Raw genomic sequence first — 16,843 nt, 5'->3', positions numbered from 1 at the left:
GTGATATGAACGCGAAAACATCGCGAATTGCAGAGCTGCGCGACCGCCTCGCAGTGCTAGAGGGACGCCTCCCTTCAGCCGTGCAGCTTGCGCCGGTCCCTGCATCCGCCCAAACTGAGCAGGGACCGGCTCCTCTTGGTGAGGTGCTGACTGTCTTAGTCTGTAAAATGGCTAAGACAATCACGCTGGAAGGGGTTTCAAGTGGCTTATGATGAGGAACTTAGTGATCGGCTTCGTGAGGAGTTGGAAGGCATTATGGGGATTTCTGAGAAGCGGATGATGGGTGGCCTGTGCTTTTTTCTGGATGGGAACATGCTGGCCGGGGCGCACCGTATTAAGAGTGAGGAGGCACGCTTTATGTTTCGGGTTGGAAAAGGCAATGAGGCTGAAGCGCTCGGTCGAGATGGTGCCGAGATTGTTGAGCTTGGTGGTCGCCGTATGGGGGGATTGGTGTTTGTAGCTGCTGAGATGTGTGATCAGGCGGCGCTTCGAGAATGGATTTCGCTCAGTATGAGTTTTGTCGCTGGACTGCCAGCCAAACAATTGAAAGGAAAAGGCTGACGCGGGTTGCTCTTAATCTGATCGCATTTAATGTCAGCGCCTTCATATGAGCATTACTGCTTTATCGTTTGTTGTTCTTATAGACGTGGATCTTTGCAGATTTGAGCGTCGCCCTTTAGTACTTTTTTTATTTCGTTGAAGGCTCGTTTCATGGTTGTGCCCTTGACCCAACCGACGACCAATAACCGTAACCCGGGGTTCTTAGGGTGTTTCCCAGCGATGACTTTAACGGCCCAGTATCTCCGTCCTCCAAAGCCTGGTTCAACGAGTTTGTAGGCACGGAACTGCAAGTACTGTATTTCCGAAAGATCTTTCTTAGAAAAATTTTGTAATATTGTTGTGCAATATTGGTTGGGTTTGCTGATTAATACTAAAGATCCATCATTTAGGTGAAGCTCTTTAGTAGATTCATAAATTTCACACCCAGACCCTACAGTATTAGGTGTGTTCTGTATTAATGATCGCCACTTCATAAACTCCATTCTGTTTGCGTGAACTACGTTCATTTAGTTGTTTCCTAGTAGATTCTCATATTTGTGTGACATACACATATGTATAGATACTTTGAAATAGTTTTTTTTCTAATTTTAATAAGTTTGGATGTAACGAAGCTTGTCTGAACCTTGTCGGTATTCTGCTAAGCCGTTACGCAAAGGGCCTTTTCCACGCGGAATGTGACTGCTAATGACTCAACCTAAAGATGTGGGAAACTTGTACTGACGTACTGGGAACGTCGCGGAAATATAGGGAAACGACGTTTTCTTTTGTTGGCATCTTATGCTGCTATCAAGCGCCAAATATATTGGTAAGCCTCAGTTTAGGTTCTATCATTGGTATGATGAGCTGCGATGAGTATATGCGCAGTCGATAGATGATAAGTCAGAGATCTTAGTTTTCGAGACTTTCATAGAGGAAATTGCAGACTTGGGTGGGCCTTGTCGTTTGCTAGTAGGGCTGAGCTTAAGCGTTGTCTGCATCACAATATGATAGTTAGCGATGGAGACGCAGCGGAACTGAGCGCAGCGTTTGCAGCGGGTCTACGTTTTCGATCAGTATTTTCTCGATCAGGTTGTGAGGGTTAAAGGCGGGCGCCTTCTTCCATAGGCTCAACGTAGTACCAGCGACCTTTGCGTTTTTTGAAAAGGCTCAGTTCTCTCTGTTCCCCGACTTGGCCAAGGGCAAGGTATTTGGCACAGAAGAGAACACTGCCTTTTGCGTCGCCTGCCTGGCCCTTATCGGTGTCCAGAATCTCAAGCCCTATCCATTGAGTTTGGGCAGCATATTCTGTGACCTCAATTGAGTTGAAAGTTTTTTGGTAGCGGGGCCACAATGTGTCTTTCAGGTAATCAATGCTTTTTGTGGCATAAGCGCTGTAACGTGAGCGCATGAGCTGCTCTGCAGTTTCGGGTAGAGCCTTGCCTTCCAGAAAAGGCTGGCAACAGATTTCAAAGTCTTTTCCTGACTTGCAAGGGCAAGGTGTTGTCATCGAATACGATCCTATAGAGCTTGGAGGGCAGCTAAACGACAATTTTGAAGTCAGGTCAAGATGGGCAAACAAGCTCCTCCAAGAGTGATTAAAGTTCGCCTTACTGGTTCAACGCTCCAACAGCGTCTTTTGCATAAGCTTGCAACAACAAGCCCTGTGTACGGTAGGATGGCAATGCAAAGAGGACGCATTCTGATTGTTGGGGCAGGGCCCAGTGGGCTGACTGCCGCAATTGAGCTGAAGCGGCGCGGCTTTACGCCTCGTATCATTGATAAGAACTCGCGCCCTCACGCTCAATCTCGCGCCCTTGCCATTAATCCCCGAACCCTCCAAATCCTGCAGCCATCTGGAGTGACAAACAAACTGTTGCATAAGGGATGGCGGATGAACCATGTCCACTTTCGTGGGCCAAGTGATGAGCTTTTGGAAGTTGATCTCTCAGATTTAGATGGGCCATTTAATTTTATGCTGGCCCTGCCGCAATATGAGACTGAAACTGTTCTTGAACGACATCTGACAGAGCTGGGAGTGCCGGTTGAGCGGGAGTGTGAACTGGTCAAGCTGGAGCAGGAGGATGAGGTCGTCACTGCAGTTATACAAACGAGTAGCGGTGATGAGGAGGTGTTTCACCCACCCATGGTGATTGGTGCAGATGGCGCGCATTCAATTGTTCGCTCACAAATAGGGCTTACCTTTTCCGGTAGTTCGTATCCGCAAGATTGGGGGTTGGCCGATGTGGAGTTGGAGCCGACCCTGACGATGGATGGGCCGACGATGTTTGACAGGTCACCCAACATCTTTGGTGTCATTCCATTTTCTGCGACACGAGCGCGCATTGTTGCCGATCACTCTGATCCACTAGAGACCATGCCGCCGATTTTGAAAGTTATCAAAGTCAATTGGAAGTCGTCTTTCCGGATCTCACACCGATTGGCCAATCTCTATCAGAAAGGGCGGATCTTTTTGGTGGGAGATGCTGCGCATGTGCATTCTCCCTTTGGCGGCAGGGGGATGAACTTAGGGATTGAGGATGCTGCGTGGCTGGCGTGGCAAGTTTCCACCGGGCGTACGCATCAATATATGTTGGATCGACGACCCGTTGCTGCAGAGGTTTTGAAGACGGTTGATGCCGGTACACGGTTTTTAGCGTCAAACAACACAGCGATCCGCCTTTTCAGGCAAAGGTTTCTGCCGGTGCTGGGACGTACTGATTATTTCCAGACTCGATTCATGAATATTATGTCTGCTGAGAACACACCATTTCCCCCTTGGCTTGAAGATGAATAGCTTGCTTAAGGCTTTGATAGAAATGAAGAAGTGCAGATAACAAAAAACCGCCTCGCGGCGGTTGTTTTGTTTTTTTGGAGCGGGCGAGGCGATTCGAACGCCCGACCCTAACCTTGGCAAGGTTATGCTCTACCCCTGAGCTACGCCCGCATATCCAAAAAATTCCAACTTCGCGAAAACTCAGTTTCTTAGAGAAACTGGAGCGGGCGATGAGATTCGAACTCACGACCCTAACCTTGGCAAGGTTATGCTCTACCCCTGAGCTACGCCCGCATCTGTTTCGCTAGAGCCGTTTGTTGCGGCCCCGTCGGTGAGGTGGGAGCTATATGACAAAAGCTCGGGGTGAATGCAACAAGGAATTTGAAATTGATTGTGGGGTTTCTCAGAGATTGTGGACGCAGAAGTTGTCGATCATGCAGAAAAAGATATTATATAACAAATAGATAGGCGATTATGTGAGGCTGTTCTATCGTTGTGGAAATAATTGCACTTGAGTAAAATAACCTATGTTGTTTTGTCCGCGGTAGTGGATGGGACGCATGAAAAAGAAACAGGTTCCCTCATATATCTCAATAAGATCAGGAATTTTTTTAATCACATTCAGAATGGACATTAGCGAGCGTGGCTAAGAACAACATTCAGACGACCTTAGGATCACAATTTGTAATTGGGGGCAGTATGTCGCAGTCGTGTATTAGTATATTCTAAGAGAACGTTTTGAAGGAAAAGTACATGCCCTTGAGAAACATAAGTTGCACGCGGTCAAAGCTCTCAATTTTTTGTCTATATTAGAGTTATTCTAAGTGTAAGGAGAGAGCTTTGCGTATGTCCTGTGATTATAGTTTCCTAGATTTATAGTATTAGTAAGTATTAGCGGAATTCATATTTCAAGTATTTTTTGTATATCTAAATATATTCGATGACAGTTACGCGTTATGACATGGTGAAAATTTTGATATTACCATAGTAAATGTCAAGCGGTTGCATCAATGTGCTTTTGTTTGTAGTGATTCTAAACTCCGTTATCTCGTGATGATGGAGGAATTCATGCGAGCAATAATTAAGACATTGATTGGCGCATCTGTTTTCGGCATGGCTGCTCAGGGAGGGGCTTTTGCTCAGTCTGAGTTGCTGGAAGAGGCGCGCTCTTACTTCAAGCCGATCCCGCACGCTGTACCTAGTGTTAAAGGCAACACGATTACCCGCGAAAAAATTGATCTCGGGCGTCAGCTCTTCTTTGATCCGCGATTATCGCTTTCGGGATTGTTGTCGTGCAACAGCTGCCACAACCTTGGCATGGGTGGGGATGATAATCTGGAGACATCCATTGGCCATGGATGGCAAAAGGGGCCTCGTAACGCACCGACTGTGTTGAATGCCGTATTCAACCTTGCCCAGTTTTGGGATGGTCGTGCTGAAGACCTGAAAGAGCAGGCCAAAGGCCCAGTGCAAGCTGGTGTTGAAATGGCGAGTACACCTGAGCGGGTTGAAGCTGTTCTGAACAGTATGCCTGGATATACCGAGCAGTTTTCAAGAGCATTCCCAGGTGAGGAGTTACCAGCGAACTTTGACAATATGGCGAAGGCAATTGAAGCGTATGAGGCTACTTTGATTACGCCTGCTTCCAAGTTTGATCTGTTTCTTGAGGGCAATGAAAACGCTCTCAATGCGCAGGAAAAGCAGGGACTGCAGGTGTTTATGGACACCGGGTGTGCCGCTTGTCATGGCGGTGTGAACATTGGTGGTGAAGGCTACTATCCATTCGGTGTGGTTGAAAAACCAGGTGCAGATGTTCTTCCAGTCAACGACAAAGGTCGCTTTGCTGTCACTCAAACTGCCGAGGAAGAATACGTTTTCCGTGCTTCTCCGCTGCGCAATATCGATTTGACAGCTCCTTACTTCCATTCCGGCAAGGTTTGGGATTTGAAGCAGGCAGTCGCTATTATGGCCAGCTCTCAGCTTGGTGCTGAACTGAGTGAAGAAGATATTGATGCAATTACTATTTTCCTGAAGACCCTTACAGGAGAGCAGCCGAGCGTTGAATATCCGATTCTGCCAGTTCGAACAGATTCAACACCACTCCCTGATCCGTCAGTCATGACGGCTCACTAAGCAAACTATTCGCCCCCGGTTTGCTAGAGGCAGGCGGTTCTTATGGACCGCTTGCCTTTTTCTATAGGTGGCTTAAAACGGTGCAGCATTTATGTGACAAACACTTGGTTTGTCTCAGAGACTTGGGAGAGGTCGTTCTACATGCCAGCAAGCCGTTCGCAACTGATATCTTTTTTGGAAGACTTGAACATACCGGTTTCTACAATCGATCATGAGCCGGTTTTTACGGTTGCTGAATCGGCTGATCTGCATGACCGCATTTCAGGCGGGCACACTAAGAATCTCTTCCTTAAAGACAAAAAAGGAAATCTCTTTTTGGTCGTGGCCCTTCATGATGCTACGATAGATCTGAAGAAAATTTCGAGCATTATTGGCGCATCTGGTCGTGTTTCATTTGGCAAGGCTGATCTGCTTGAAGAGGTGCTGGGTGTTACTCCAGGATCTGTCACGCCATTCTCTTTGATTAATGATCGGGGAGCGCAACGTGTATCCGTGGTGTTTGATGCAGATATGATGGAGCAGGAAGTTTTGAACTTTCATCCGTTACTAAATAATGCTTCCACGGCGATTTCAGCGGAAGGTCTGATGGTGTTTGCCAAGGCATGTGGGCATGATGCCAAAGTGCTTGCGGTTTCTGCTGAGGCGCAGAAAGTCACTGAAGATCTATAAAAACTGGGTGATCGCCAATTGTAATTGGCCTCATCTAAGACCATTTTAGGCAGCAGTTAGAGATTTTGATATGCGGAGCGCTGATATGAGCAGCTCCCAATTCAGTAAAGGGTCAAAATAATGAGTGGATCCGGTTATTCCGTAGGTGGCAGCTTTGGTGGCTCCCTTGGCGGTGGATATGGCGGCGGTTACCAGACCAACACACAGGCTGGTGCGGCATCTCCATCCGCTGCTCCAGCAGTTAATGCTGCTGACTTGATTGTTGATACGACCACTCAGACCTTTGTGCAGGACGTTATTGAGGGCTCCCGTAATCAGGTGGTTCTTGTTGACTTCTGGGCGCCATGGTGTGGTCCTTGTAAGCAGCTTACGCCGACGCTTGAAAAAGTCGTCAAAGAAGCGAATGGTGCTCTCAAGCTGGTGAAGATGAACATCGAAGACTACCCGGAAGTTGCGGGTCAGATGGGTGTTCAGTCGATCCCGGCAGTGTTTGCGTTTAAAGGTGGTCAGCCTGTTGACGGGTTTATGGGTGCGCAGACCGAAGGTGAAATTAAAAAGTTTCTCGATCGGATTGGCGTAAACATTGGTCCAAGTGATCTGGAAGTGATGCTTGAGAAGGCTGATGAGCTTCGTGATGCAGAAGGGTATCCAGAAGCTGCGCAGCTTTACGGTAGCGCGCTTTCTATCGATGCTGGTAACGTGCAGGCGTTGTGTGGGCTTGCTATGTGCTATCTGGCGCTTGGTGAGAAAGACCATGCAAAACAGATGCTCGATATGATCCCGGAAGATGAGCAGGGCTCCCAGCATTTTGCAGCCGCTAAGGCTGCGCTTGAACTCGCCGAGCAATCTGAGGGGCTTGATGACCTTGCAGAGTTGCGTGAGCGCGTAGAAGCGAATGCAGATGATCATCAGGCTCGTTTTGACCTTGCGCTCGCACTGAACGGTAAAGGGGACAAAACTGGTGCCGTTGATGAGCTGATTGAGATTATTCGCCGTGAACGTGAGTGGAATGAAGATGGCGCGCGCAAGCAGTTATTGCAGTTTTTTGAAGCCTGGGGCTTTAAAGATGCAGGTTCTGCTTATGGTCGCCGTAAACTCTCCTCAATTTTATTCTCGTAATCTTGGCCTAATGATAAGAGCGGAGAGCACTTAAGTGGCCTCGATGACTGTTGGAAATGCGACCTACGCAGGTCTGGATGATCTGCCGCAGGTTGTGCCGTTGTTTGTTTTGCCGGGAGCTATCTTGCTCCCGCGCTCCCATATGCCTCTCAATGTATTTGAGCCGCGCTATACGTCGATGATCGACAGTGCTTTGCGTACTGATCGCATGATTGGGGTAATTCAGCCGCAGTTTGAAACAAGTGATGAAGAATTGGCCGGTAGGCCAAAGCTCTGCACTGTTGGCTGCATGGGGCGCATTACAGGGTTTCAGGAAAGTGGCGATGGCCGCTATCTGATTACGTTGTCTGGCGTCTCTCGCTTTGAGCTTCGTGGCGAGCTGGAAGAGCGTGCCCCATTCCGTCGCGGTCATGTTGATGCGACCTGCTTTGCTGGTGATTTGACGACCGGCATCGGGGAAGATGATGTTGATCGAGATCTGTTGCTGTCTACGCTCAAAGAATATTTGAGTGTGAACGACCTTGAAGCGGATTGGGATAGTGTCAATTCTGCCTCGACCGAGGTTTTGGTTAATGCATTGTGCATGATGAGTCCTTATGGACCGAAAGAGAAGCAGGCTCTGTTGGAAACGGAGAATCTGAAAGTGCGCGCGGATACGCTGATTGCGCTGGCTGAAGTTGAGCTGGCACGTGGCAATGGTGGTACTGGCAGCACGCTTCAGTAACGCAGGTAACAACAAAAGATGAATGAGGGCTCTATGAGCGAATTTGAAGCGCCACAGCTGGACCGTCGGCTTTTGGAGCTGTTGGTTTGTCCTGTGACGAAGACGACGCTTGAGTACAATCCTGAGAACCAGGAGCTAGTCTCCCGCGCTGCGAAGCTGGCCTATCCAATTCGGAATGGTATTCCGATTATGTTGGAAGAAGAAGCACGTAAGCTTGAAGACTAAAACGTATCCTTGAGAACTGATTTTGATTTTCTGATCAGGGTACGTGCAGAATTTATCTTTGAAGGCTAGGAGAGGTGATCTTCTAGCCTTTTTTGCAGCTCTTGTGGTTCGCCGTAGACGCGCAGTGTTTTTATGCGGGCGGTGGAGCCTGCAATCACTTCTGCCGATGATTTGGGAACTGAGAGTACTTTCGCAAAAAGGTTTGCAACAGCTTTGTTTGCAGCGCCTTTTTCTGGCACTGCACGAACACGTGCCAATACGAGCGGTCGGCCATCGGACTGCTCGCCTATCTTTTCAACTTGATCCTTCGAGGATCTGGGGGTGAGGCGGACGGTGATTAGAATTCCGTCAGCCTGCAGTTTCCAAGGGCGTTCTTGTTCAGCCACTACTTAAAATACGTAGGGATAAACGTAGAGGCCGATGATGCGCTCAATAAGGAAAATGCCGAGCAGCAAAACAATCGGGGAAAGATCCAGTCCACCCATTGCTGGCAAAAACCGGCGGATAGGGCGTAGGAGTGGTTCAGTCAGATTGTAAAGTGTCTGCCCGATCATTGCGATGAACTGATTGCTTGAGTTCACCACGTTGAACGCATAGAGCCAAGAGAAGATCACGTTCGCAATAATGACCCACGTGTAAAGATTTAGAATGATGAAAACGACATCAAGAATAGCGCGCATGGACTGGTTAAACTCCAAGTTTGCGAAGATGAACTAGCTGAGTTGCTTCCCGGAAGACAGAGCTTGGGAAACAGAGTTATTCCTCATGTAACTTTGAACTGAGGCACCTGCAAGGTCCAGCATGCCTCATTTTTCTATATTTTGAGCTAATTTCCCGAAGGTGTACCTGAAAAAGTACCAATTAGCAGAGGTCGTTTGCCCTGAAACTGAAAGGGCAAACGATTTTGGTTCTCTTCGTGCAGGCTTTATCCAAAATGGAAGGCTGGCTTGAAGCTCTCTGGTAAGTGGATTGCCTGATCCTGTTCAGGGAACATTTCCTGCATGAGGCAGGCTGCTATGCGATGAGAAATAGCATAGGAAATTTTGAAGCCACCAGTTGCCACCCATGTTTTGTCTTTGCCTGGAATGAGGCCGACCAAAGGGTCCCGTTTCTTACATTTTGGTCGGATACCTGCCCAACGGGTGAGGATCGGCGCGCCTTTCAATGAAGGACAAAAGCCGACTGCCTTGAAGAGCATGGTCTGAATATCTGTTTCTATAGGCTCTTTGCTGGTCCACTCCTGCTCAGAGGTGGAGCCGACGGCGACAGTACCGTTGGCATGTGAGACAACATAAATTCCGTTGTCATAGATCACTGGAAGAGGCTTGTCGGCTTTGTATTCAAGCAAAAGGGATTGACCTTTCACACCCATGCCAATGGGTTTGCCTGCAATCTTGCTGAGTGGTTCAAACCCTTCATAACCTGCGGATAAGACAACACGGTCAGCACTCAGGCTCTCGCCATTACCAAGTGCAACGGTCCCTGTAGCTTCGTCAAAGCCTAGGTACTCAGTGTGCTCCATGATGTCGATGCGGGTTTCCAACAGAGCTTTGAGGCCTGCAGACACAAGGCGCGGATTGGCACGTGCTGCCAAGGTGTCCCAAATGATGCCAAGTGGGGCGGCTTCTGGTGTGAGCCAGTCATTGAACGGCGTTTTTTTCACCACATTGAAAGTGAAGCCAGTTTCATCACTTCTCCAGCGTTGCTTGCTTTCTTCAACGCGGGAGAGGGCATGTTCGAGCTTGGGGTCAGTGTAAAGCGGAATCAGACGACCTGCACGGCTATAGCCGACAGAAAGGCCGGTGGCTTCTTCCAGCTCCTCCACGATATCGGAGAGTTCGATCAGCGCATCCAGCTGGAATTGCTTTTTGTCGTTCCATTTACTTGGTACGTGAGGCATCAACGCACCAACAAGGCCAGCGCTGGCGCCTGATGCGATGGTGTTTTTTTCCAGAAGAGCGACTTTCAAGCCTTTTCCGAGTGCGGCTTTGGCGACGCTAAGTCCGAAAATTCCCCCTCCAACAACAACTATATCGTAGGTCATGTTTTTTTATTTCCCAGGTTGGGGTATAAGCCCAGACCGATTTTTACGTTAGAGATTTGGCTTAGACATATGACAGAGCGCCCAAAATTGGAATGGGATGATGCGAATGTGCCTTATGCGTCGCAGTTTGGAGATACTTATTACTCCAAAGCCGGTGGATTAGGCGAAACGCGCTACGTATTTCTGCAGGGTAATCAACTCCCTGAACGCTGGGTGGGTGCACAGTCTTTTACTATTGCTGAACTGGGATTTGGAACCGGGCTTAATTTTCTCGCCACGTTGGAGTTGCTTCTGAGTTTGCCAGAAGCTGAGCGGGCCAAGCTGACTTATGTTTCGTTTGAGTTGTATCCGATGGAAGCGCCGGAGATTGAGAAAGCTCTGTCGCAATGGCCCGAGATCAAAGAGTTTAAAGACAAGCTGCTGGCTGCATGGAAGCCTCAGCCGGGTTGGAATCCAATCACCATTGATGGTGTGCGACTGCTGCTTGGTGTTGGGGATGCTCGTGAGATGCTGCCAACCCTGTCCATACCCGTTGATGCCTGGTTCCTTGATGGCTTTAATCCGGCACGGAACCCAGAGCTGTGGGGGCGGGATCTTATGCTTGCTGTCGGAGAGAAAACCGCTATTGGCGGAACCTTTGGCACCTACACGGCTGCAGGGTGGGTGCGCCGAAACCTGCAAACAGCAGGTTTTGAGGTGGAGCGTATCAAAGGCTATGGCACGAAGCGCCAGATGATGGTGGGGCAGAAGACTGCCCCCACCGAAGCTTGATCAATCAGCATTCTGGCAGGTTGACTGCCAGACCGCCCTTGCTGGTTTCTTTGTATTTATCGTTCATCTCCACCCCAGTCTGGCGCATGGCTTCAACGCAGTTGTCCAGTGGCATGTAGTGAGAGCCATCTCCACGCAGAGCCAGAGAAGCTGCTGAGACTGCCTTGATGGCGCCGAGGCCGTTGCGCTCGATGCATGGCACCTGAACGAGACCACCGACTGGATCACAAGTCATGCCAAGGTGATGCTCCAGAGCGATTTCAGCTGCGTTCTCAATCTGCTCGTTCGTGCCGCCAAGAGCTGCGCAAAGGCCTGCGGCTGCCATTGCAGCGGCGGAGCCAACTTCGCCCTGACAACCAACTTCAGCACCAGAAATAGATGCATTGTGTTTGATTATGCCACCAACAGCTGCTGATGTGAGGAGGAAGGTTTTTATGCCCTCATCGTTACTGCCTGGGCAATGCTCACGGTAATACTTGACGGTTGCCGGGATAACGCCTGCTGCGCCGTTTGTTGGTGCGGTGACGACCTTGCCGCCAGCAGCGTTTTCTTCGTTCACCGCCATTGCGTAGACAGAGAGCCAGTCGTTGGCAACATGAGGCATGCTCATGTTGTTGCCGCGCTCATCTTCCAGCTGTTGTTTGATTGCGGCTGCACGACGCTTAACTGTAAGACCGCCCGGTAGTTCGCCTTCTGTATTTAGACCGCGTTCCATACAGGCGTTCATCACATCCCAGATTTTCCAGAGCTTGGTGTCCAGTTCTTGTGGATCCAGAGAGGTGATCTCGTTGGCGCGCTTCATCTCAGCAATGGTTTTGCCGGATTTTTGTCCCATCTCCAGCATTTCTTGCGCTGTGGCGAATGGGTAAGGCATGCCTTTAATTTCATCGGGGGCTTGATCACCTGATGCTTCAGCAGCTTTCAGGCGATCCAGTTCCTCCTCGGTCAGCACGAACCCGCCGCCGATGGAATAGAATGTTTCCTGAAGATGCAGGCGATCTTGGGCATCGTAAGCTTCGATCACCATACCATTTGCGTGGCCTGGCAGGTTTTTCTCGAAATCGAAGATAACGTCTTTATCGGGATCGAAATCCAACTCTGGCAGGTCAGGAAGATGGAGCTTCTTTTCTGTTGCGATCTGTTTTTCGAGCGCTTCTGCTTCATCCGGGTCCAGAGTTTCTGGCGTGCAGCCTGCAAGTCCGAGAATAACAGCTCTGTCTGTGGCATGGCCTTTGCCTGTCCAGGCGAGTGAGCCATGAAGAGTGCAGCGCAATCTCTTAGGTGCACCTGCGCCGGGCCATATGCGCCGGCCGTCTCTCAATTCATCCAGGAAACGTGCGGCGGCGGTCATCGGTCCCATTGTATGGGACGAAGACGGACCTATACCGATCTTGAAAATTTCAAAGACGCTGAGAAACATGTGTTTGGCACCTTTCAGATGGCTGGGGCGTTGTTTTTGTTTCATTAGGATAGAGAACAGCCACTATCACTGAATTTTCTAGGAATAATCGTCATAGCCTCTGAAACCAAGAGGATTATTTTTCCGGATATTTGAAATTGACGTTGCGTTTGTCCAGATGCCGCAGAATTTATCTGTTCTGATCGGAGGCTTGTTGATTCAAAAAGATTTTTTGAGTGCCGATTTACTGAAAGGATTGAAGAAAACGCTTTGGTTTCACGGGGAATTGATGGACTTGTTTTACTCAGTCAATGTGAATTGAGATGAAAAAACTACCACTTGTTCAGTTTTATGATGCCTATGGGCAACAGTCTGTAGAAAACTCCTGAAACTGCAGGTCTTCAAAGTGACTTAAAGCGTATATCATAGGTGGTAATTACTTTTCCGATCAAGGCTGCACCTATGACCGCCTCTCTTCGTATTCTTGCAGGCTTAGCGCTTGCTTCCGTTTCCAGTCATGCACTGGCAGAAGATAACTTTACGCCAGGTGATTTGACTGACGAGCAAGCCAGTAAGAGGTACGTCGTTGATATTGGCGTGGCTGGTTTTGTGAACCCCAAGTATGACGGCGCGGATGAATACATCATCTATCCGCTACCGTTGATCGCGTTTTCGCGGTTTTACCTGCCGGGCTTCGGTCAGGTGAAAGAAGGAGAGACACAAGGACTCTTCATCTATCCGTCTTTTGGGTTTGTGGGAGAGCGTAATCCTTCCGATTCCTCTTCATTGACAGGGACAACTCGCGTGCCTTGGGCTGGTGAGGTCGGGCTTGGCGGAGGCTTCCGTCATGATTGGTTCCGTGCATTCATTGAGGTGCGCCACGGCTTTAACGGTCACCGCGGCTTTGTCGGGCGTGCCGGAATTGATGTGATCACTGAAGTTACAGACCGCTTGACGTTTGTATTTGGTCCGCGCGTTGATGCTGCTGATGGTTCATACATGAACACTTACTTTAGCGTTGCTGCAGGTACTCCATCCGGCCCATACACCGCAGAAGGCGGTTTCAAGAGCGTTGGCGGTGTTATGCGTGCAAGCTATGCGCTTACAGATCACATTGGGCTGCACCTCCAAGGTGGGTATGACCGTTTGATTGGTGATGCTGCAGATAGTCCGATCACGCAAAATGATAATATGTGGTCTGTCGGTTTTGGTGCGACTTACCGGTTTGCCTGGGATATGTTCTAGGCAACCAGAGTGTTGGATGGATTTGATGAATGAAGCCCGGAAGGATTTCCGGGCTTTTTATTTGCCGCATGCACTGTGAGTCCTAATTGAATGTGTCGTTAATAAAGCGATGTTTGAAGTGAAGCTTTGTGTATATTCATGAACAACAAAGTATGCGTAATGTATTGGTATTGAGAGTTATATTACCTAAGTATTGAGGTATCTCTTCTGATAGATCGTTAATAATACCCTTGGAATATGTCGTTGAAAGACTCCTGATGATGCGCGTGCTAATTCACTTTGAGTATTGCGTTTAGTGAGGGGTCTTCAGTATGCGTACAATAATTACTATATCAGGACTTCTGTTCATCTGTTTGTTGCTTATGGTTCCAGCCAAAGCATCCTCTACTAAAGTGCTGGCTAAGATTGATATTTCCGAACAAAGAATGCGGATCTTCGTGGATGGGAAGGTTCAACATTCGTGGCCTGTTTCGACGGCCCGGCGTGGCTACAGAACGCCAGTGGGTACCTTTAAACCAACGCGGATGCATAGGCGGTATTTCTCTCGCAAGTATAACGGGGCACCTATGCCTTACTCCGTGTTTTTCTATAAGGGTTATGCCATTCATGGAACGGATGTGGTTAAGCGTTTAGGTGCGCCTGCTTCACATGGTTGTGTGCGGCTGCATCCGAAAAACGCCAAGAGACTGTTCAGTTTGATTCAGGCAAATGGCCGATCAAACGCAAAGATTGTAATAGTGAAATAGTGAACACGCTTTACGTGCAGAGCTGAACATGATGTGATATCGGTCAAATAAAGCCCTTTACCCTTGCGAGCGCGTGGGTTCCTTACTAAATCAAGGGCTAAGAGATGTGCTTTAAGGTTTGTGAGCGGAAGAAGCAAGTCGGGTCGCAAACGCCTGCTCCTTCCGCTGTAGCGCTGAATACGCATAACTCAACAATCAGCGTGTCTTTCCTAACGCTAAAATCTTGCCAAAAGGTTGGCACGCTGATTTTTTTGAAAGACTTTTTTAGGGATAAAACGATTTTTTCTGAGAGCTGTGTGTAGCGAGGATGCATTGCCCAAAGAAAAAGAGGGCTTTGAATACACGCTCAAAAACCCTCTTTATATTCTCTAAAGCTGATTACGCAGTACCTTGATATCAGCTGCCTATTTAAAAGCAAAAGCTGTGCCAGTTTTACGATAAATTTTTGGCACAATATCTAGGGTGGCGGCGCTTCTTCTATCCAAAATGCGGGTTAATTTAACAGATTGCTTACCTATGCTGCGTCGCAATTTGCAATGCGGTTTGGGAGTGTTAACTTTTGCGTTCAGGTCTAGTTAAACTCATGATCCAGATTTAGCGTGCTGCGTTTGCCTATGCTGTCGTAATTATCGTGCGCCCACTTTTTTGCAGCTTGACGGCCGATGTCGTGCAAAAGTTCTACAAATTCCCACTGAGCGTTTACCTTGGATGAAGCTCCGAAAGGAGCGAGATCTTTTGTTGCTTCTATTCTGTGCATGTAAACGCGGGTGTATTCGTTCGAATCAAGGCGACCTTCGTCAATAAGCCGTGTCACAAACTCAATAGCGCGAAGCTCGCGTAGCAGGGTTGAGTTGAAGGTAATCTCATTCATGCGCTCAGAGATTTCCTGAGCGGTGTGCGGGAGTTCAACTCTTTCAACTGGATTGACCTGAATAAGCAGTACATCAGTCGAGCCGCCGTGTTGGAATAGAGGGAACAAGGGCGGGTTGCCCATAAAGCCGCCATCCCAATAGGCTTCGTCTCCAATTTCTACCGCTTGGTACATGTGCGGCAAGCAACCAGACGCCATGAGTGAATCAAGGGTTAGCTCTTCTTTTGCGAAAACTTTGATTTTTCCGGTTCGAACATTGGTCGCGGCAACATAGACCTGCATCTGGTCACAACTTCGTACGCGTTCGAAGTTGATTTGCTCAGCAACGAGGTCGCGGAGTGGATTGTAGTTGATTGGATTTAGCTGGTAGGGGGACATGATGCGGGAAAGCAGGTCCCATGCCAGATATGTCGGAGAATTGTCCATGCTCCAATTGCCACAATAGACATCCATTGGGCTGCGTTGGAATGGACTGGTTTCTGCAGCCGCGCTTACAGACTTCCAAAAGCGGGCGAGGGCATCTCTTGCGCCTTGCTGCCCGCCTTCAACGAGGCCATCAGCCATAACAGCTGCGTTCATGGCACCTGCGCTTGTGCCTGAGATGGCGGTGATCTCCCAATCTTCGTTTTCAAGGAGCCAATCCAGAACGCCCCAGGTAAAGGCGCCATGGGCGCCTCCACCTTGTAAGGCCAGATTGATTTTCTTTCGTTCTTTTTTCGCGGTCTTCCGAGTAGTTGCCATATGGACCTCCATGGGTCGCTTGGAAAAGAAAACTCCGGGAAATCATCTGAGCGTTATTGTGCTGTCCAGCCGCCGTCTATTGGCAACAGAGTGCCGGTAATTGAAGCAGCTGTATCCGAGCACAAGAACACAGCAAGGCCAGCGACCTGATCGACAGTTACGAACTCTTTGGTTGGCTGAGCTGCGAGCAGAACTTCTTTTTTCACCTGCTCCTCAGTCATGTTGCGGGCTTTCATGGTATCCGGGATTTGCTTTTCGACGAGCGGTGTCCAAACGTAGCCTGGGCAAATGGCGTTCGCGGTGATGTTGTCCTCTGCGACTTCCAGCGCGACAGTTTTGGTCAAGCCTGCGATGCCGTGTTTTGCGGAAACGTAGGCTGCCTTGAATGGGGAGGCCACCAGCGCGTGAGCGGATGCGGTGTTGATGATGCGGCCCCAGCCTGCTTTGCGCATGTATGGCACGGCAGTACGGATGGTGTGGAATGCGGAAGACAAGTTGATTGCGATGATGGCATCCCATTTGTCGACTGGGAAATGCTCAATGGCTTCAACATGCTGAATGCCTGCATTGTTGACGAGGACATCGACGGAACCGAGGGATTTAACCGCATCATGGATCATTGCGTGAATTTCATCAGGCTTGGTCATGTCGGCTGGTGAGTACACGCATTTTACGCCGAAGTCGGCTTCGATCGCAGAGCGCTCTTTCTCGATGGCATCAGCATCACCAAACCCGTTGATCATGATGTTGGCACCTTGCTCTGCCATTGCGCGGGCATAAGCAAGGCCGATGCCTGATGTGGACCCAGTGATTACAGCGGTTTTTCCTGAGAGCATTTCGTGT

At 49.0% G+C, this 16,843-nt stretch carries 18 protein-coding genes and 2 tRNA genes; 11 read left to right on the top strand and 9 right to left on the bottom strand.

The features are described from left to right. Nucleotides 1-5: 5 nt before the first annotated feature. Together BM231_RS00525 and BM231_RS00520 are read left to right on the top strand one after the other, a co-directional pair. A complete protein-coding gene (locus tag BM231_RS00525) occupies nt 6-212 on the top strand; it encodes a hypothetical protein (RefSeq protein ID WP_208859958.1) in 207 nt (68 codons plus the stop codon). Then, nucleotides 202-561: a TfoX/Sxy family protein gene (locus BM231_RS00520; protein WP_093515956.1), complete on the top strand. Its 360-nt coding sequence runs from the start codon at nt 202-204 to the stop codon at nt 559-561. Before BM231_RS00525 ends, BM231_RS00520 begins: the two co-directional genes overlap by 11 nt. A gap of 1,078 nt (nt 562-1,639) precedes the next feature. Here BM231_RS00520 and BM231_RS00510 read toward each other — a convergent pair. Then, nucleotides 1,640-2,047: a YchJ family protein gene (locus tag BM231_RS00510; RefSeq protein WP_093515952.1), complete on the bottom strand. Its 408-nt coding sequence runs from the start codon at nt 2,045-2,047 to the stop codon at nt 1,640-1,642. 168 nt (nt 2,048-2,215) lie between these two features. Here BM231_RS00510 and BM231_RS00505 point away from each other — a divergent pair, with 168 nt between their 5' ends. Further along, the gene (locus BM231_RS00505; protein WP_342029948.1) at nt 2,216-3,334 is read left to right on the top strand and encodes an FAD-dependent oxidoreductase; all 1,119 of its coding nucleotides are present in this window, start codon (nt 2,216-2,218) and stop codon (nt 3,332-3,334) included. Between the two features lie 75 nt (nt 3,335-3,409). Here BM231_RS00505 and BM231_RS00500 read toward each other — a convergent pair. Together BM231_RS00500 and BM231_RS00495 are read right to left on the bottom strand one after the other, a co-directional pair. Next, nucleotides 3,410-3,484 (bottom strand) — tRNA-Gly (locus tag BM231_RS00500). 48 nt (nt 3,485-3,532) lie between these two features. Beyond that, a tRNA-Gly gene (locus BM231_RS00495) sits at nt 3,533-3,607 on the bottom strand. A gap of 774 nt (nt 3,608-4,381) precedes the next feature. Between BM231_RS00495 and BM231_RS00490 the strand changes: the two genes are divergently transcribed. The 5 genes from BM231_RS00490 (at nt 4,382) to BM231_RS00470 (ending at nt 8,183) form a co-directional block, all read left to right on the top strand. Next, nucleotides 4,382-5,446 carry a cytochrome-c peroxidase gene (locus tag BM231_RS00490; protein ID WP_063308841.1) on the top strand — a complete coding sequence of 355 codons (1,065 nt, stop codon included), beginning with the start codon at nt 4,382-4,384 and terminating at the stop codon, nt 5,444-5,446. A 141-nt stretch (nt 5,447-5,587) separates the two neighbouring features. Further along, nucleotides 5,588-6,115 (top strand): prolyl-tRNA synthetase associated domain-containing protein, encoded by a 528-nt coding sequence (locus BM231_RS00485; protein WP_093515950.1) that lies wholly within the window; start codon nt 5,588-5,590, stop codon nt 6,113-6,115. A 120-nt stretch (nt 6,116-6,235) separates the two neighbouring features. Then, complete coding sequence (trxA, locus tag BM231_RS00480) at nt 6,236-7,234, top strand: thioredoxin (protein ID WP_093515948.1); 999 nt, start codon at nt 6,236-6,238, stop codon at nt 7,232-7,234. A gap of 43 nt (nt 7,235-7,277) precedes the next feature. Further along, nucleotides 7,278-7,958 carry an LON peptidase substrate-binding domain-containing protein gene (locus BM231_RS00475; RefSeq protein WP_093515946.1) on the top strand — a complete coding sequence of 227 codons (681 nt, stop codon included), beginning with the start codon at nt 7,278-7,280 and terminating at the stop codon, nt 7,956-7,958. Between the two features lie 33 nt (nt 7,959-7,991). After that, complete coding sequence (locus BM231_RS00470; RefSeq protein WP_057463533.1) at nt 7,992-8,183, top strand: Trm112 family protein; 192 nt, start codon at nt 7,992-7,994, stop codon at nt 8,181-8,183. A 65-nt stretch (nt 8,184-8,248) separates the two neighbouring features. Here BM231_RS00470 and BM231_RS00465 read toward each other — a convergent pair whose 3' ends face one another. The 3 genes from BM231_RS00465 to BM231_RS00455 form a co-directional block, all read right to left on the bottom strand. Continuing rightward, nucleotides 8,249-8,569 (bottom strand): DUF167 family protein, encoded by a 321-nt coding sequence (locus BM231_RS00465; protein ID WP_093515944.1) that lies wholly within the window; start codon nt 8,567-8,569, stop codon nt 8,249-8,251. Between the two features lie 3 nt (nt 8,570-8,572). Next, nucleotides 8,573-8,863, bottom strand: a complete 291-nt coding sequence (locus tag BM231_RS00460) for a YggT family protein (protein ID WP_093515942.1) — start codon at nt 8,861-8,863, stop codon at nt 8,573-8,575. A 245-nt stretch (nt 8,864-9,108) separates the two neighbouring features. Continuing rightward, nucleotides 9,109-10,227, bottom strand: a complete 1,119-nt coding sequence (locus tag BM231_RS00455) for an NAD(P)/FAD-dependent oxidoreductase (RefSeq protein ID WP_093515940.1) — start codon at nt 10,225-10,227, stop codon at nt 9,109-9,111. Nucleotides 10,228-10,296: 69 nt separating this feature from the next. Between BM231_RS00455 and mnmC2 the strand changes: the two genes are divergently transcribed. Then, the gene (mnmC2, locus tag BM231_RS00450; protein ID WP_093515938.1) at nt 10,297-10,998 is read left to right on the top strand and encodes a tRNA (5-methylaminomethyl-2-thiouridine)(34)-methyltransferase MnmC2; all 702 of its coding nucleotides are present in this window, start codon (nt 10,297-10,299) and stop codon (nt 10,996-10,998) included. A 4-nt stretch (nt 10,999-11,002) separates the two neighbouring features. Here the strand turns inward: mnmC2 and BM231_RS00445 are convergent, their stop codons facing one another. Next, entirely contained in the window at nt 11,003-12,418 is a 1,416-nt protein-coding gene (locus BM231_RS00445) for an L-serine ammonia-lyase (RefSeq protein ID WP_063308885.1), read from the bottom strand. Between the two features lie 441 nt (nt 12,419-12,859). On the opposite strand from BM231_RS00445, the gene BM231_RS00440 reads away from it, so the two are divergent. Continuing rightward, nucleotides 12,860-13,642, top strand: coding sequence for a MipA/OmpV family protein (locus BM231_RS00440; protein WP_063308833.1), 783 nt, complete (start codon nt 12,860-12,862; stop codon nt 13,640-13,642). A 311-nt stretch (nt 13,643-13,953) separates the two neighbouring features. Beyond that, nucleotides 13,954-14,388, top strand: a complete 435-nt coding sequence (locus tag BM231_RS00435; protein WP_208859956.1) for a L,D-transpeptidase — start codon at nt 13,954-13,956, stop codon at nt 14,386-14,388. 571 nt (nt 14,389-14,959) lie between these two features. Here the strand turns inward: BM231_RS00435 and BM231_RS00430 are convergent. Together BM231_RS00430 and BM231_RS00425 are read right to left on the bottom strand one after the other, a co-directional pair. Next, nucleotides 14,960-16,000, bottom strand: coding sequence for a patatin-like phospholipase family protein (locus BM231_RS00430; RefSeq protein WP_093515936.1), 1,041 nt, complete (start codon nt 15,998-16,000; stop codon nt 14,960-14,962). Nucleotides 16,001-16,053: 53 nt separating this feature from the next. Further along, the gene (locus BM231_RS00425; protein WP_093515934.1) at nt 16,054-16,836 is read right to left on the bottom strand and encodes a 3-hydroxybutyrate dehydrogenase; all 783 of its coding nucleotides are present in this window, start codon (nt 16,834-16,836) and stop codon (nt 16,054-16,056) included. Nucleotides 16,837-16,843 lie beyond the last annotated feature (7 nt).

This window comes from Pseudovibrio ascidiaceicola, assembly GCF_900114245.1.
In the GTDB taxonomy this organism is placed as follows: Bacteria; Pseudomonadota; Alphaproteobacteria; order Rhizobiales; family Stappiaceae; genus Pseudovibrio; species Pseudovibrio ascidiaceicola.
Note: the sequence above shows the minus strand (reverse complement) of the source record. Positions and strands in the feature narration are given on the sequence as shown.

Excerpts from the sequence above, each read along its gene's own strand:
- mnmC2 (WP_093515938.1), top strand. The coding sequence starts at position 10,297 with ATGACAGAGCGCCCAAAATTGGAATGGGATGATGCGAATGTGCCTTAT.
- BM231_RS00435 (WP_208859956.1), top strand. The coding sequence starts at position 13,954 with ATGCGTACAATAATTACTATATCAGGACTTCTGTTCATCTGTTTGTTG.
- BM231_RS00430 (WP_093515936.1), bottom strand. The coding sequence starts at position 16,000 with ATGGCAACTACTCGGAAGACCGCGAAAAAAGAACGAAAGAAAATCAAT.
- BM231_RS00425 (WP_093515934.1), bottom strand. The coding sequence starts at position 16,836 with ATGCTCTCAGGAAAAACCGCTGTAATCACTGGGTCCACATCAGGCATC.
- BM231_RS00455 (WP_093515940.1), bottom strand. The coding sequence starts at position 10,227 with ATGACCTACGATATAGTTGTTGTTGGAGGGGGAATTTTCGGACTTAGC.
- BM231_RS00525 (WP_208859958.1), top strand. The coding sequence starts at position 6 with ATGAACGCGAAAACATCGCGAATTGCAGAGCTGCGCGACCGCCTCGCA.
- BM231_RS00460 (WP_093515942.1), bottom strand. The coding sequence starts at position 8,863 with ATGCGCGCTATTCTTGATGTCGTTTTCATCATTCTAAATCTTTACACG.
- BM231_RS00505 (WP_342029948.1), top strand. The coding sequence starts at position 2,216 with ATGGCAATGCAAAGAGGACGCATTCTGATTGTTGGGGCAGGGCCCAGT.
- BM231_RS00510 (WP_093515952.1), bottom strand. The coding sequence starts at position 2,047 with ATGACAACACCTTGCCCTTGCAAGTCAGGAAAAGACTTTGAAATCTGT.
- BM231_RS00490 (WP_063308841.1), top strand. The coding sequence starts at position 4,382 with ATGCGAGCAATAATTAAGACATTGATTGGCGCATCTGTTTTCGGCATG.
- BM231_RS00445 (WP_063308885.1), bottom strand. The coding sequence starts at position 12,418 with ATGTTTCTCAGCGTCTTTGAAATTTTCAAGATCGGTATAGGTCCGTCT.
- trxA (WP_093515948.1), top strand. The coding sequence starts at position 6,236 with ATGAGTGGATCCGGTTATTCCGTAGGTGGCAGCTTTGGTGGCTCCCTT.
- BM231_RS00475 (WP_093515946.1), top strand. The coding sequence starts at position 7,278 with ATGACTGTTGGAAATGCGACCTACGCAGGTCTGGATGATCTGCCGCAG.
- BM231_RS00470 (WP_057463533.1), top strand. The coding sequence starts at position 7,992 with ATGAGCGAATTTGAAGCGCCACAGCTGGACCGTCGGCTTTTGGAGCTG.
- BM231_RS00440 (WP_063308833.1), top strand. The coding sequence starts at position 12,860 with ATGACCGCCTCTCTTCGTATTCTTGCAGGCTTAGCGCTTGCTTCCGTT.
- BM231_RS00485 (WP_093515950.1), top strand. The coding sequence starts at position 5,588 with ATGCCAGCAAGCCGTTCGCAACTGATATCTTTTTTGGAAGACTTGAAC.